Raw genomic sequence first — 15,767 nt, forward strand, 5'->3', positions numbered from 1 at the left:
AAAGCAGCCCATCAAATCATGCGGCGGAAACCTTTGGCGCCGGAGCAACAACTGACGAGGATGGGTAGCGACGTCCATCGGGGCGGCCTATCCGGCCGCGGAACCTCGCACTCGCTCGTCTGGCAGTAATCGGAGGGCCGCTACGCAGAAGCGGCTTTGGCCCGACTGTCCCAAAATTGAAGAATGCCACGCAAAGTCTCGTCGAGGGGAATGGCAGGCTCCCAGCCGAGGCGGCGAAGCTTGCGGTTGTCTCCGACAATCGCCTGTTGATCCACCGGCCGCAATCGGTCTGGATCCACCCGCACGCTGATCTTTTTTCCGGAGAGGGAGATGAGTCGCGTCAAGACGTGCTGGAGACTCACGCCCTGACCGGCAGCAATGTTATAGACGTCTCCGGGGCGGCCCTTCTCGGCGAGTAAGTCCAGCGCCCGGACGGCATCGCCCACGTCAAGAAAATCGCGCACGGCATTCAGATTTCCAACCGACAACTCGCCGCCCACCGCTCGATCGACGGCGCTGATTTGACGAGCGAAATCGGAGCAGGCGTCCCACTCTTTCCCCGGGCCGATAACGGCAAAGGGTCGCACGCGCACAATTTTCATCCGGCAGGCACGGAAATAAAGACGAGCCAGCAGGTCCGCGGCCGCTTTGCTGACACCGTAAGGGCTGAGAGGATTGATTTCGTGATCCTCGCCAATCCTCCCGTCGTCTTTTCCGGGGGGTGCGTACTCAGCGCTTGAGCCCAGCATCAAGATCACCGGATCCAGTTGCGCCTTGCGGATTGCTTCCAGCAGGTAGAGAGCACCGAAGAGGTTCACCTTCAGGGTCTCTTCAGCATCCTGCCAGGATTTCATCGGGTAACTCTGTGCAGCCAGGTGGAAGACTTTTTCCGGTTGGATGTCCGCCACGATTCTTTCCAGCCGTTTGCGGTCGGTGATACCGCAGAGAACTGATTGAAAGTCTCGGTGGAACGCGGCCGGGGCGGCGCCGGTTCGCCGCGTCATGCCCCATACGCGAAAGCCCCGCCCGACCAGGTATGCCACCAGGTGGGATCCAATAAATCCGCCCGAGCCGGTAACCAGGCACTTTATTCGGCGCTCCGGGCGCTCTGCGCTTGTAAGACGTCTTTGGCTTGCCGCCCGATTTCTTGGCATGAGACGACCTCCCGCCGCTTGGCTGACTCATAGGCGGCGAAAACGACCTTAAGGGCTTCGAGCCCATCGACACCGTTGCCCAATGGCTCCCGTCCATCGCGGATGGCGGCCGCAAACTCCTTCCACTCCTCATGCCAGGAAACATCGCCGCCGCGGAACTCGACGACCTCATCCTGAAACGGCTCGCCGAATGCGCGTTTGCCGCGTCGGAGAGTCTCTGTTCCATATCCGCCGCCCAGGCCTTCGACGATAAGATAGCCGTCCTCTCCAAACACTTCGAAAGAGAAGAGGTTCTTCCACTGAGTCAGGCTGGAGTGGAGCGAAGCCATCACGCCGGTGGCGGCGCGCAAGAGGACAAAGGCGTTGTCTTCAAGGGGTTGCATTTGCCAATGGGAGGTGGCGGTGAAAGCGGACACTTCCTGGATGTCGCCCACAAACCAGCGAAAGAGGTCGATCACGTGGATTCCCTGCTCCATCAATTGCCCGCCGCTCACGACCCGCGTATCGGCTCGCCACTCCTGCTCGTATCCTGGCCGGCCACAGATCCCGTAGCGAGAACGAAGGAAGAGCGGGGCGCCGATGGCGCCTTCTTGCATGAGCTTTCTCGCCCGTTGGATGGCGGGATGATGCCGGTGGTTGAAGCCGCACTTCAACCTGACCGGCGACGCGCGGGCCGTACGGAGCATCGCCTCCGCCTCGTCCACCGTTCGCGCCAGCGGTTTCTCGCACAGGACGTGTTTGCCATGCTCCATGGCTGCGATGCTGATGCGGGCATGGGAATCAGGCGGGGTGCAAACGACCACCGCGTCAATGTCGTCACGCCTGACAGCGGTCTCCCAGCCCTGGCCCGCCTCGCAATTCATCTTCTCAGCCAGCAATTGCGCGGTTTCCAAGCGAGCCGCGGTGACCATGGTCAACTTTGTGTCGCTGAAGTCCGTGAGAACCGGCGCTCGCCGCCTACCCTGCAGGCCAGCCCCAATGATGGCGACTCTCATCCGAACCTCCTTCGGCCGTATAGCGTGTGGTAAGAGGCTTGGTTATTGCGTTGCGATGGGAGGGACTCCTTCAATGTTGAGCCTTTCTGGCGGTGGCGACGGCGGCGCGCGCGAGTGCCTTCGTGGCAAGTATGGGAACAGTCTTGGCGAGGTGGCCGCGGCCGACTCCGGCATAATCAAAGCCGAGGCCCACCAGTTGGCTGTAGGGGAGCATGTTTTTGGTGTCGATAAGGACAGGGCGGCGCATGAGGGAGCGGATGCGGACGAAATCGAGTGAGCGAAACTCAGGCCAGTCGGTGAGAAGAATGAGCGCGTCACTGTCGTTTGCCGCCGAGTAGGCATCGGGGCACAACTCCAAACCTGCCAGCGGGGGGAGCTCGGCCAGGTCCGCCTTGGGATCGAACGCCTTGACCGCCGCGCCTTGACCCACCAGGTCACGAATCACCTCCAGTGCTACCGAGCGGCGCAGGGTGCTCGTGCCGGCCTTATAGGTTAGTCCCAGCACGCCCAACCTCAGGCCGCTGACGTCGCCGAAGATTTTCTTGAGCTTGCGGGCCACCAGCCCTTTCTGCCGCTCATTGACGTACCAGACGGCGTCAAAGAGCAGCGGCTCGCAGCCGCATGTTTCACCCAGATGTCGCAGCACCTTCACGTCGCGCGCCAGCGTTGCGCCAGCAAAGCCAAGGCCGCCCGGCTCGATGCGGGCGTGCGGCCCAATACGCTCGTCGTGGCGCAGTGCGGCGGCCACCTGGACGGCATCAGCCCCGACTTCATCGCAAAGATTGGCAAGCTCGCCGATGAAGCTGACCGACGTTGCCAGAAAAGCGTTCAGGGCGTGTTTGGTCATCTCGGCGGTGCGCAGATTCATGAGCAGTTTGGGCGCGGGCAAAACCGAATAGAACTGCTGCAACCGGTCAAGAGTCGCCTCGTCGTCCGCGCCGATCACGATCATGGCCGGTTTAAGAAAACATTCGATCGCCTTCCCCAGGCGCAGATTTTCCGGAACGCAACCGATGTGCACATTCCGCCGGGAATCGAAATCGCGGATGGCAGAAGCAATATGCTCGCAGGTGCCGACGGGCACTTGGCTGCTGACGATTACCGTGGCGTCTTCCGCGAGCCACTGGCTGATGTCGAGAGCCGCCTTATAAACTTCGAGCAGCTCCACCTCATCGTCATCGTTAACCGGCGTGTCGAAGGCCAGGAAGACAAATTGGGCCTGCTTCACTGCGGCTGGCAGGTCCGATGTGTAGAGCAATCTTCCCTGGCCAAGGTTTTTGCGCATCAATTCGCTCAATCCGGGCTCGAAGAGCGGGGCAACCCCTTCGTTCAGCTTTTTCGCTTTCTCGGGATTGCTTTCGACACCCACCACCGAGTATCCCAGTTCCGCCAGGCAGGCGGAGGTGACCGCTCCGAGATGCCAGATTCCGACGACGCAGACTTTGGTATTCACCGGGTTCATGGATTTCCTCCTGTTTGTTTCCCCGCCGCGGCGGGGCGCGCTTGGCTGCGCCAAGGCAGGGCGCCGCTTTCCTTGCCGAGATAGCGGCGCGTGGCAATGCGCACTGCCTCAGTGGACGTCAACCTCGCCGCCCAGCCGAGTTTGAGCATTTTGCTTACGTCCATGTAAACTCGCGGCTGATCCCCAGGCCAGCCACGTTCCCCGCCGGTGTATCGCAAGCGAACGTTGCGCAAGCCCATCTCCTCAATCACAATCCGGACGATCATCTCCACTTTCGTTGTGGAACGGCTGCCGAGATTGAAGATGTCGCAGGGATGGTCGGCGTCCAGATGCGCGTGCCGGTGGGCAAAGCGCATTCCATCCAGGCAGTCCTCAACCAGGAAATAGTTCTTCTCTCCCCGGCCGTCGCCCAGAATTTCGAGTTCATGCGGGTTGCTCCGCAGCTTCTCAACAAAATCACAAATGATTCCGTGGCTCATTCGGGGGCCGATGACGTTTCCAAAGCGAAAGATCCAGGCTTTCATCTCAAAGAGGTGGCAATAAGCGCTGATGAGCCCCTCAGAAGCAAGCTTGGCGGCGCCATAGAGAGAAACAGGCAGCAGCGGGCCGTACTCTTCCGTGGCTGGCGGGTTGGCAATATCGCCATAAATGGCGCCGCTCGACGGGAAAAGCAACTCTTTTACCCCGTTTTGCCGCATTGCTTCGAGGACGTGGCGTGTGGCAAGGATGCCATCACGAACGTCCACCTCGGTTTGCGTTCTGCCGATCACCATGTCCGTATTGGCGCCAAAATGCCAAACCACGTCCGATGGGGCCATGGCTGCGCCGAGCTTCTCGAAATCCAGCAAATCGCCCGGCATAAAGTGAAAGCGAGGATTCTGCCGGTGCGGGTGGAGCCACTCCCTTCTTCCCGCCCGCAAGTTGTCGTAGATAACCACCCTGGCTCCCTCGGCGAGCAACGCGTCCGCCAGATGACTGCCAATGAAGCCAGCGCCGCCGGTGATGAAGTGTCGAAGGGGTCTTTTCCGCGCCATAAGACCTTCACTTCGCTGACAGAAAAAGAGTCCGAGGCGAGATGCGCCATCGTGGAAGGGGAAAGAGCGGAGGCGCTCCGGCAAGCCCCGGTTCGGACAAGCCCGAATGCGGGCAAGTCGGGAGAAAGGGCCGGCATCACCCAGCCAGCTTATCAACCTGATCCCAGGGCTCTACCGGCAATGCCTTTGAGGCTTCACTGCCACCTGGCCGGGCTTTGGCTGCCGACGGGTTGAACGCGTCGCCGCTATCGTTCAGTCGCGCCCACGGCGAGGCGGCTTTGCCCGGCAACGAAATGCTCAAATTCTTTGAGACCGGACAAGGAACCGATTTCATAGAATCGTTGTTCTGTCTCAAACGCGGCAAGCTGCCCGCGAGCAATCAAAAGTTGATGAAGGCTTTCGAGCGACGCCAGCGAGCCGGGGGGAATCAGCTCCACGACGCTTTTGCGAAAAATGCTCACGCCGGCGTCAATGTAAACCATTCCCGGCCGCTGCTCTGTCTTGCTGTAGAAGGTCACCCGGCCATCGCCCAGCACCACATTGCTGCGGTCATACTGATCCTTGTTCCGATAGACCACCATAAGTCCGGGCTGGCGGCAGGCGCGAAAGGCGCGCTGGATGGCGGCGTAGTCCGACATCAGATAGGCATCGCCATACATCACCAGGAATTCTTCCCCCAAAAGGGGCGTTGCTTTTCGGAGCGCCCCTCCGGTGCCAAGCAACTGTTGGCCATCGCGGCTGTAGGCCAGCGACACGCCAAACTTTCGGCCGTCGCCAAAGTACTCGACGATCTGTTCGCCAAGATAACCCGTGCAGAGCACAATCTGGCGCAGGCCAGCGGCTCGCAACAACTCAAGCTGGTAGAGGAGAAAGGGACGGCCATGAACAGCGAGCATCGCTTTCGGCACAGCGGTGGTCAGCGGGCGCAGTCGCGTGGCCAAGCCACCGGCCAGGATCACCACCGGCATCGGTTTTTCTTCTGCCACACGCCTCCCTTGCGATTCAGGACTTGCTCACGCTTTGAACTTTCCTTCGACGCCCGGCCCGGCGTCTTTCCGCCAGCACGTTTTGTGAAACCTCCCAGTCCTCGAAACTATCGAACTTCAAAACATAGCCACCGTAACGGTAGGCAAGAAGGGCGGCTCGATCTTTGAGCAGGCGGGGCAGCACGTGGAGCGACAAGTCGCTTGCTGGCGGATCGGAAAGGTAGCGGCCAATCTCCGGCTCGAAGCAATAGACGCCGGCGTTAATGTAATGGCTGAAGACATCCTCGGGCCTCGGCTTTTCCTGGTAGCGTACAATCCGGTCGCTCGCATCTATCTCGACAATGCCACAGGAGCACGGATTCTCCAGCCAGCAGACGGCCACGGTGGCGATGGCAGCGCGGTTACGGTGGAAACGCGCCAGGCGAGAGAGGTCGCAGTCGGTCACGTTGTCGCCGTAGAGCAGGAAGAAAGGTTCCCGGCCGAGGAAGGCTTCCAAGTTCCGAAGCGTTCCAGCGGTGCCCAGCAACTCTGCTTCGTACGAATAATGGATACGCATTCCCCAGCGCTCGCCGTCGCCGAAGTATCTGACAATTGCTTCGGGAAGATGGTGCAGGTTGATGGCCACCTCGCGGAGGCCATGCCGCCGCAACTGCTCCAGGGAATGCGCGAGGAGCGGCCGGCCATCGAACTCCAGCATTACTTTGGGCAGGCGGTCGGTGAGCGGCCGCAGGCGATCGCCTCGACCGGCTGCCAGCACAACTGCCTTCATCGCGATCCTCTCCTTCCGCCAGCCGACATGCTCCTGGGCGCTTGCGGGCCGGGTCCCACCAGCCTTTCGGCAAGTCGCTGCCTGAAATAAGCGGCCGACCACGGAATGCCCTGGTCGAGCGGGACCTTGGCTGCCCAACCGAGTATCTCCCGCGCTTTGCTGACGTCGAGGAAGACGTGATCAATTTCGCCCGGGCGCTTGTCCACGTGGGTTGGCTCGATCGTCTTCGAACCAAGAGCGGAGCGCACCTTCAAGAAAATTTCGTAGTCGGTGGTGGGCAGGCCGCAGCCGATGTTGAAGATTTCCCGGTCGCCCCTCTCGAGAGCCAGGAGATTGGCCCGCGCCACATCGCTCACATAGACGTAGTCGCGGGTCTTGCTGCCGTCGCCATAGATTTTGGGCCTGGTGCCTTGCAGCATCTGCTCGCAGAAGATCGCCACCACACCTGCCTCGCCCCTCGAACTCTGCCGGGGGCCGTACACGTTTCCGTACCGCAGCACGACGTAACTCAACCCATAGAGGGCGAGATAGGCGAACAGATAGTGCTCGACGGTGTGCTTGCTGATGCCGTAAGGGGTAATGGGGTTGATGGGGTGGCTTTCAGCCACCGGGTTGCTCGCCGGTTCGCCGTAAGCTGCGCCAGCCGTGGATGCGTAGATAAAGCGTCGCACGCCGAAGCGCACCGCGCAGTTGAGCAGATGGATGGAGCCGATGACGTTCACCTCCGCGTCATAGACCGGCTCGTGGACCGCCCGCCGCACATCCATCTGGGCGGCGTGGTGATTGACAATTTCCGGCCGTTCCGTTTCAAAAAGATGCTCGAGGGCAGCGGCATCGCGGATGTCAATCTGGTAGAGCTTGGCCCGCGGGTTGAGGTTCTCGATCGCGCCCCGGGAGAGATCATCAACCACCACCACCGCCAACCCTCGCTCCAGGTAGGCATCCACCACCGAAGAACCAATAAATCCGGCTCCGCCAGTGACCAGTGCTTTCATCGTTTGACCACCCACTTTGCCCTGGGTGGGCAGACGCCGAGGGCGGTTCCAACTTGTGCCCTAACACCAAGCCGACCACCGGCCTTGGCCGGTTCCTGCCCGGGAGCGGCTTGCTCGTGTTTCGAACCGGGTTGGAAGGGCATTAATAGGCTCCCTCGGCTTGCACGACCTTCCAGACCGTTTTCAAGATCAGGATCGCATCCAGCCAGATGGACCACCGCTCGATGTAGAACATGTCCATCTGGACTCGCTCTTCGTAAGAGGTGGTCTGCCGCCCCATCACTTGCCAGAAGCCCGTCATACCGGGCTTCACCCGCATCAGCCTGTCAAAAGACTCACCGTACCTTTCGATTTCTCTTCGGCATATCGTGCGTGGTCCGACCAAGCTCAAATCGCCCTTGAGCACATTTACGAATTCCGGGAATTCATCAAGACTGTATTTGCGGAGGAACTTTCCCACTCTTGTCACGCGCGGGTCGGAACGCAATTTGAACGATTTCTCGAATTCCTCTTGCAACCGCGGGTCGTCCTGGAAAATTTTGTCGGCGTCGAGCTTCATGGTTCGAAACTTCCAGTAGTGCTTGGAACTTCCGCCCTGGCCAACAAACTGCTGCTTGTAGAGGATCGGGCCGCCGTCTTCGATCTTGATCATCGCTCCGACAATCAGATAAAGAAGCCCGGCCAGGATGGTTCCCACCAGGCCGCCGGCCACGTCGAGGCCTCGCTTGAAAGCGAGGTCGAAGATTCTCTCTCGAGGCAACCGGCTGTGGTTCAGGACGAAAAAGCCGGAGAACTCATCGATCTCGAAGCCGGCATTGGAGTAGTTGAACACGTCGGAAAACACTTTCGCCCGCACCCGGTGCTCTTTGCACTTCCCGAGAATGGAGACGATCTGCCGGTGCACTTCGTCTGAAAAATCACGGAAAGCGAGGATCACCAGATCCACTTTGTGTTCTTGAACCAGGCGAAGCCAGTCGTGAACGGCACCCAGTCGAGGCAGGGGCGTATGGTTCGAACAACCATTGGTTTGGTTTGCGCTGGTTTCTTCCGCATCGTCGGAGGCCAACCCCACGAAGCAAAACCCCGGGTGCCGCTGGAGCCGGAGGAGGGTCTGAAGCAACCGCGACTTTGGCCCCGATCCGATCACAAGCACTCTTTGCCGGAGGAGTCCTTTGCGCCACAGTCGGTGGTAAATCTGGCGGAGGGTAAATCGCTCGGCGAAAACCAGGACGAGGCTGGCGAGCCACCAGGTGAGAATGATGTAACGAGACACCGGCTCGGTTTTGAACAGAACGTAGTTGGCCGCGATCAGAAAGAGAAAGCTGAAAGAAACGCTCTTGACAAGAATCTCCAGCTCTCTTTCCGGCCGGCGCCGCTCAAGCGGCTTGTAGCCCTCTAAGAAATAGGTGGTGAACACAAGAATCGGCAGAAAAAGGAAGAGGTTTCTCACGTGCCGCGGAAATTCAAAGCTGAGCCCCCAGACGCTGGCCCAAAAGCCGAACGATAGAACAAGCGCCAAGAACACGGCCGCCGCGTCCAGGATCACCACGGCGACCTTGCGGATGATTTCTCTCGCCAGCGCTGCCGGCAAAGCGTTGGCCAACGGCATGCCGGCAACGGTCACGGTGTTTTCGGCTGATGCGGACATAAGCGGCGTCTCTCGGGGCGTCGCCTCCTCGGGGCACGGTGCCACTGGGAAGATTCCTCGCAAAGACAGCTCCTCTCGTTCAGTCAGTTCCTCGTCTTGCGGACGAGCCTCCTCGACCGGCGTAGAAGACAATTTATGGGAAGGGGTAAATGACTATGGGAAGGGGTGACATCAGCCGGGTGCGTCGGGGCAGAGACGTCACCCGGCAACAAGCTTCAGCAGATCTAACAAGCCATCATATTATCAATTCCTCAAACTACCGGCAAGGATTTCCAGCCCCATTGGGCACCACGACACGGTTGCCTTGCCGCTGCTCCGATCCCGGCCAAAGTCAATGGGGGAAAGCATCGCTCACTCGTTGGGTCGGTTCCCAAATATGCGCTTGACTGCCTCGGAAGAAACGGATCGTTCCCCAGACCATCGCGAGATGCATGAACACAAAATAGAATGGAACATAGAAGATCCTCACCCGAATAGCCTTCGTTTCCAGCCACCAGCCCAGCGCCGCGAAGAGATAAAAGAGGCCCTGGGTTATCAGTGCGGCTACATAGAAAGCGGATTGTTGGCTCAAAACAGCCGAGGATGCAAACCACACAACCAGGGCAGGCGGGACCAGGTATCGCGCCATGACGTGAGAAAGCAATTGCCACCAGACGGGGCTTCGAAAAGGAACCAGGAGCGGCCACATCTGTTTCATCACCGATAGAGTATTGATGCGAATTCTGAGCTTTCGTCTCAGCTCTTCTGGCACAGTGGCCCCAGCCGCAACGAAAGCCACTGCTTCAGGCTCATAGATGAGGCGACACCCTGAGTTGGCCAAAAGTTTCAGGGGAAGATAGAAATCGTCGCTTCCGAGCGACGCGAGCAGCCCCGGATACAGGGACTTCCTGAAGGCATAGATCTGTCCTTCTGCCCCGGCACAGGAATGCAATGCGGATTCGCACTTTTTGAGAAAGCTCTCGTACCGGGCGTAAAGATTTTCGGCCAGACTCGGGCCGCTCTCGCGCTGTAACACGATCGCACGTTTCCCGCTCACGCAGCCCACGGATGGATCATGGAAGTGGCGCACGATCCGTTTTAGGGCATCAGTCGCCAGAGAGGCCTTAGCATCAGAATTGACAATAATTTCTCCGGTAGCCAGTCGAATGGCCCGATCCACTGCCACGACCTTGCCTTCTCGACACGGGGAATGGCTGAGCTTGACGCCTCGTGCGTGGTAGCGGCTAACAATCTCTACGGTTCGATCGGTGGATCCATCCGTGGCCACAATGATCTCCAATTTGTCTGCCGGATAGTCCAGCGAAAGACAACTTTCGATCTTCTTGGCAATCACGCCTTCTTCATTGTAGGCCGGGGTAACGAGGCTCACCGCGGGTCGTATCTCCGCCTGTTTCGTGGGTGAATTCCAAATCCTGGATGCAATGGAAATAAGAATGGGGTAGCCGACGTAAACGTAAATCACAAACAACGCCGCCGACCAAAAGAGAAGCTCGAACATAAGTCAGCATCCGTAGGACGTCGAAAAATATCACCTCAAGAAACACATAGTGACTACCGGGATTCTATTTCTCACCATAGATCAGCGTGTAGCAACAATATTTCCTCACTCCTGGAAACAGTCTCAGGATGAACTCATCCACGGGGAAGAGTGCCTCAAAAACATCTCGCGAGAGTCGCTCGCTGCGAAAGAGCTGGCGAACCAAGACCCGAATGTGCGAGATCAGGTAGAAGTTGGAATAGCTCAGGCGCGTAAAAAACCTTCTCATGTTCTCGATGTCCTCGAAGCCCAGGGGTCCTTCGCCCGGTGTATGCCAGTGGGGCGTCAAATAGCGGTACAGGTTGGCGACGGGGTTATGTCGGAGCGGTTCAGCGAATACAAAGAATCCCCCCTTTTTCAGGAGACTCACCAGGCAGGGCACATCGCGGTCTAAGTTCAAATGATGCAGAATCGCGTTACCGAAAATGCCATCAAAGCTTTCGGGAAGCAGCCCAACCGTTTCCAGAGTTCCTTGCCTGATCTCGACCCGGCCAGCAACACAGTACCTCTCTGCCAAACTTCGCGCGATAGCACACATCTCGGGGGACAGGTCCACCGCAACCACAGAAGCTCCACGCCGGGCAAAGTGGACGGAATATTCTCCCGTTCCTGCGCCAATATCCAGGACTCGCTTTCCTTCGAGGGACCCCAGTTTCTCGAAGATGAGTGCGGGCATATGTTCGAGTGGCTGGTCGAGATTGATCTGCTCTGCCCTCCGACTACAACGCATTGCCATTTCGTCGAAGAACTGCTTTTCGACCTGGGCGCTTTTCTGGTGGATGAGGGGAGTTCTATCTGACATATGCCCCCATGCGGTGCACTCTCTCCCTTTTCACTCGTTAACCCCGCAAAAAGACTCGTCCTCTTTCAAGAGACACATAAGCTTGTTTCGACGGGCCTCCGAACCGGCTCACAGTCAGTTGCCTTGCAATCGAGAGAAATACCTCCGGTCAGCGTGCAGCCGGCTGTTGAACGAACCGCGAAGCAGCGGCGGTTTGGGAGGGGGAACTCCGCACCGGTTGAGGAGCCACTTCCGCCTGCGCAACGATGACCATACTCCCCAGAAGAATTCCCGATACACCTGCGCTCAAAAAATGGAAAAAGGAAGGACCACCGAACATCGCGAGGACGCTATAAGCGAATGCCCCGACCAGGGAGTAGAGGAGAGACGGGTCGGGCAACCGTCTCCCGGAGCGAAGCAGCTTTTTGGACGTGATCACAAACCTGGCGAGCATAAAAAGCAATGCACCAAGACCGAGCAGTCCCATTTTGTGCAAGACGAATCCCCAACCATTGTCGATATAATTCCATGTCATGATCTGGCGTACATAAGGGAAGTAGAAGGTCAAGCTGCCACCCAGGCCGACCCCCAACAGAGGGTGATCCTTGACCGATTCGACGATAGCCGACCATTGTGCGAGGCGGCCCTCGTAGGATGCGTCCATCTCCCAGGGCGCAAGAAATCGCTGGGCCACAGCCCTCACAAAGTCGGAACCGGGACTTGCCGTCTGCAACAGCAAAACGCTCACGATTGCGAGCAGCAGGAAAAGAGACAAATCCCGTAGCCAGACAAGTCCAGAACTCTTCCACAATCGCAAGCTGACGAGCAGGAGAATCGAAGCGATGGCGACCAGGGTGGACGCTCTGGCTCCGAAAAGCGCCAGAGTCACGGCGAAGATCAGAAACTCAACCAAGAAGCGAGATTTTCTGCGGGGTCTTCCGGAGGTAGTGAGCTGGGCGAAGGCTACCACCATAAAGACCCCTGAATAGTGCGCGAGAGGAGTCGCTACGCGATAATAGGATTCTTCTCCTATGACCCCGAGCCACTTTCGATTCAGAATGATGAGCCAGACGGAATAGGCGAGTCCCGTGAGAACAGCCGCCGTTTTCAACCTATTGAGAACCCAGGCCACATCTTTCATCGAGGGCAAAAAATAAAGCGTACAGAGATAGGTCATGAAGAAAAGAAGGGTTCCATAAAACTGACGCAAGACCAGCGAGGTACCATTTCCCAGCAGTTGGCCGTAAACACCGGAGGCAACACAGACCAAAAACATCAGCGCCATCGCTACCGACTCGCTCGAACGCAGCCGTCTCGTGAACTGGCGCCTGCCGGCGATCGGGCGAAATAAGAGAGCGATCCCCAACCCCAGGGCACTAAGAACCGAGGCCACAGCCCAGAAGTAATATTCCGTCGGCGGGGCCGTGCCGACCAATGTGTCAGGAGGAGTGCTGGGAAAGACGACAAAAGCCACCATCAATACCGCGCTGCCAAGCCAGAGTGCCGAGCGAGGATTGGTAAGCGCCAAGAGTCCTACTGCGGCGCCAGCCCCAACCAGCCCGCCTCCCCGCTCGGCCAATCCGTATCCGACCAACGCCAAGAGGACACCGAGGATCCCCATGACTACATTGAGAATCGCGGGAGGTGAAGAGGAAGTCGTGCGGCTCGGAAACCGGCCCAGGCCGGGAGCCGAACTCGCGTTATCGGTGAGTAGAGTATGACTGTTCATCGCCAAGGGATGGAAATGGATTGAGCGTTGGGAACCCGCAATGCGCGGCGAAAAATGGTCCAAAAGCCTCGTTGGCGCGGATGGGAAGCAGATCTCATTTTAATTTTCCCTTCCGCCGCCGGTTCTTTTCTCAAAGAATGCCTGTTTGTAGGTTGCCCCGGGGCTGTGGAGTCTCGTGGGCGCAGCCCCGCAGGAGGTCCTGCTGTCCGTCCCCTTGATCGAAGCAGAAAGCACGGAAGCTGCCCTCCTGGCCCTGAGATAATCTCGGATGGGCAAGAGGACGCCTCGGGGGACGAGAAAGACGGAAACGATCAACAACCAAAACAGCGGGTAAGTCCAATATCGCTTGAAACAAGCCAGGACGAATTGACCAAACTCCGGATGGCCGGCGCATTTCAAGCCGACCGCGTGGCCCAGTTGGAATTCCCGGATGATCTTGTTTGTTAGTTTGCGGAGCGTCGAGCGTGCATAACCGTCGCGGCGGGCGTGCCAAATCACGCGGTCGAGTTCGGTGACCATTCTCTCGGCAAAGTTATACTCAAGCGAAGGAGTCCGTCGGGCCTGGACCAGCGGTTGACCAATGTACCGGACGATTCCGCTTTCCCGCAGAAATCGAAGGATCATGTGCAAGTGAATCCAACCGTAGCCCACAAGCTCGTGGCTGGCGGGAACTTTGGGACAGAGGTGGCGCCGAAGGATTGCGGCAGACATGTAACCAAGATTACCGCCCAGCTCTTGGATACAGGCGAGCCCGTCGCGAAAATCCCGGTTCTCGGGAATTTCTATTTTCGGACCGATGAGCAGATCCCCTTCGGGGCTGATGACCTGAAAGTTCAGATAAACGAAAACCGGTTGATCCCGAAGGGATTGGCGGACCGCCTCGACAGCTCCGGGCTTCATGAGGTCGTCGCTGCCGAACAGCCAGACGTACTCTCCCTCGGCATGCTCCAGGCAAGCGAGAAGGTTGCGATCGAACCCCAGATTGGTCACGTTTCGAAAATATCGGATGGAACCAAACTTCTCCTCGTATTGGCGAACCATTTCCCGGGTGTTGTCCGTCGAGGCGTTGTCCGAGATGACGATCTCGACGTCGTTGTCCATCTGGGGCACGATGCTGGCCAGGGCTTCGCCCAAATGGCGCGCCCGGTTGTAGGTTGGGATGCAGATGGAAATCAGCTTTGAGGAAAGCATGAGCGGTTACTCCATGACCGTGACAGCTTGTCGAGCGGTTTGCCCTGGCTGCCCCAGAATCTTGAACGACTGAATGGTGTCGGAAACGGCCAGGGGAAGGACCACCAGCAATCCAGCCAGGGCAACTCCCGGGCTGCCCAATTTCGAACCCAAGAAAAACGCCAGCGGAAGGTTCAGGATGGCTCCCCCGACCAGGAACTGAACTTGCCGGTCCAGGCAATTGAGCGCGTTGAGAAACACCGAAAAACAGTTTATCCAACCATACACGATAGCCCACGCGCCCAGAACCATATAGAGCCCCGGTTGGTGAATTGATTTCCCCGTCCAGATAAGAATGATCTTCGGCCCAGCCGCCAGAAATAGCCCCACACCCAGGCCGTAAACGATGGCCGTGTAAAGGAGCGACCACCGCATTTGTTTGCGAACCCACTGCCAGTCACCCAGCGCAGCCGCTTCCGTATAGGCCGACCAGAGCGGTGTAAGAAGAAAAAAGTGGATCCCGTTCAGCAAGAGGAAAAGCCTTTGCACCAGGCCGTAATCGCCTGCCGCCGACATTCCCGCCGTGTAGCTCACAATGTAGGTATGCGTATAGAAAATGATAGCGCCCGCCACTTGCATCAGAGCAAATTTGAAACTTGTTGGCGTAGCGCTCTTCAAGCTCCGAACTAGGTCAGCCCACTCGACCTTGGCGAATTTCCAGGAGCGCCGGAGAAGGAAAGTCGCCAAGCAGCTGACAGAAGTGAAAAGCAGGACGGCATAAAAAGCCCACACGACCGATGAGAATGATCCCCGCAGGGAGATTACGGCCCAAACGGCTACAAAGGTGGAGATCGCCTTGAGCAGATCGAAAGCGCTGACCCAATGTGTCTCTTGATAGGCGAAGAAGCCTGCCTGGCTCAGCATGAAGGTGAGGTTGAGAATGAGCACCGCGATGACAAAGGTTGCGGCGCTCCCGGCCTGCTGGGCCAGGGCTGGATCGGCTGTCTTGAAGATGGCTCCCCAGGGAATCAACGGCTTGAGGACGCAGACGATGAGAATGATCAACGACGAAAAAGCGAGGAAAGCGTAGAAGATGGAAAGGAACTCGTCTTGGGCCCGGTGATCCTTCAGGCGGTCTGACCGGTCCGAATGCAAGGCCGCCAACCGATTCCGTAGAGTGAGACCGAAGCCCAGATCCATTACGGCGAAAAGTTCAACAAACGAATACAGGACGACCCACAGGCCAAACTCTTCCGGGGAAAGATGCCGGGCCACCAGGGCCGTAAGAAGTAGAAAGAAGGGCATGCGAATGAGAACGGCGATACCGCGCGAAAAGAATCCGAGTGCCAACGCTTTGCTCCGGAAGGCGGCCCTACTACGGGGATCGATACCCCGGTGGGCCGGCGCGAGATCGTTACGATCCAATGGCGCTGGCTCCAAGACTGGTTCCTTTCCCAAGCGAACATGATTCCATGATCGATTCCTCGAGCGCGGCGGCGGACAAATA

At 58.2% G+C, this 15,767-nt stretch carries 13 protein-coding genes; all 13 read right to left on the reverse strand.

Going from position 1 to position 15,767, the window contains the following annotated elements; genetic code table 11:
- Positions 1–140: 140 nt before the first annotated feature.
- Complete coding sequence (locus tag VIH17_07850) at positions 141–1,154, reverse strand: GDP-mannose 4,6-dehydratase (GenBank protein HEY4683146.1); 1,014 nt, start codon at positions 1,152–1,154, stop codon at positions 141–143.
- The gene (locus VIH17_07855) at positions 1,088–2,149 is read right to left on the reverse strand and encodes a Gfo/Idh/MocA family oxidoreductase (protein HEY4683147.1); all 1,062 of its coding nucleotides are present in this window, start codon (positions 2,147–2,149) and stop codon (positions 1,088–1,090) included. Before VIH17_07855 ends, VIH17_07850 begins: the two co-directional genes overlap by 67 nt.
- Before the next feature lie 70 nt (positions 2,150–2,219).
- The gene (locus VIH17_07860; protein HEY4683148.1) at positions 2,220–3,611 is read right to left on the reverse strand and encodes a nucleotide sugar dehydrogenase; all 1,392 of its coding nucleotides are present in this window, start codon (positions 3,609–3,611) and stop codon (positions 2,220–2,222) included.
- The gene (locus tag VIH17_07865) at positions 3,608–4,645 is read right to left on the reverse strand and encodes an NAD-dependent epimerase/dehydratase family protein (GenBank protein ID HEY4683149.1); all 1,038 of its coding nucleotides are present in this window, start codon (positions 4,643–4,645) and stop codon (positions 3,608–3,610) included. Before VIH17_07865 ends, VIH17_07860 begins: the two co-directional genes overlap by 4 nt.
- A 245-nt stretch (positions 4,646–4,890) precedes the next feature.
- Positions 4,891–5,631, reverse strand: coding sequence for a nucleotidyltransferase family protein (locus VIH17_07870; protein HEY4683150.1), 741 nt, complete (start codon positions 5,629–5,631; stop codon positions 4,891–4,893).
- A 16-nt stretch (positions 5,632–5,647) separates the two neighbouring features.
- Positions 5,648–6,400, reverse strand: a complete 753-nt coding sequence (locus tag VIH17_07875; protein ID HEY4683151.1) for a nucleotidyltransferase family protein — start codon at positions 6,398–6,400, stop codon at positions 5,648–5,650.
- The gene (locus VIH17_07880) at positions 6,397–7,395 is read right to left on the reverse strand and encodes an NAD-dependent epimerase/dehydratase family protein (GenBank protein HEY4683152.1); all 999 of its coding nucleotides are present in this window, start codon (positions 7,393–7,395) and stop codon (positions 6,397–6,399) included. Before VIH17_07880 ends, VIH17_07875 begins: the two co-directional genes overlap by 4 nt.
- A gap of 142 nt (positions 7,396–7,537) precedes the next feature.
- Positions 7,538–9,043 carry a sugar transferase gene (locus VIH17_07885; protein ID HEY4683153.1) on the reverse strand — a complete coding sequence of 502 codons (1,506 nt, stop codon included), beginning with the start codon at positions 9,041–9,043 and terminating at the stop codon, positions 7,538–7,540.
- Between the two features lie 331 nt (positions 9,044–9,374).
- Positions 9,375–10,541, reverse strand: coding sequence for a glycosyltransferase family 2 protein (locus VIH17_07890; GenBank protein HEY4683154.1), 1,167 nt, complete (start codon positions 10,539–10,541; stop codon positions 9,375–9,377).
- A 64-nt stretch (positions 10,542–10,605) separates the two neighbouring features.
- The gene (locus tag VIH17_07895) at positions 10,606–11,382 is read right to left on the reverse strand and encodes a class I SAM-dependent methyltransferase (protein ID HEY4683155.1); all 777 of its coding nucleotides are present in this window, start codon (positions 11,380–11,382) and stop codon (positions 10,606–10,608) included.
- Positions 11,383–11,530: 148 nt separating this feature from the next.
- Entirely contained in the window at positions 11,531–12,982 is a 1,452-nt protein-coding gene (locus VIH17_07900; GenBank protein ID HEY4683156.1) for an O-antigen ligase family protein, read from the reverse strand.
- A gap of 207 nt (positions 12,983–13,189) precedes the next feature.
- Entirely contained in the window at positions 13,190–14,281 is a 1,092-nt protein-coding gene (locus VIH17_07905; protein HEY4683157.1) for a glycosyltransferase family 2 protein, read from the reverse strand.
- A 6-nt stretch (positions 14,282–14,287) separates the two neighbouring features.
- Positions 14,288–15,610: an oligosaccharide flippase family protein gene (locus VIH17_07910; protein ID HEY4683158.1), complete on the reverse strand. Its 1,323-nt coding sequence runs from the start codon at positions 15,608–15,610 to the stop codon at positions 14,288–14,290.
- Between the last annotated feature and the right edge of the window lie 157 nt (positions 15,611–15,767).

The organism is Candidatus Acidiferrales bacterium (genome assembly GCA_036514995.1).
In the GTDB taxonomy this organism is placed as follows: Bacteria; Acidobacteriota; Terriglobia; order Acidiferrales; family DATBWB01; genus DATBWB01.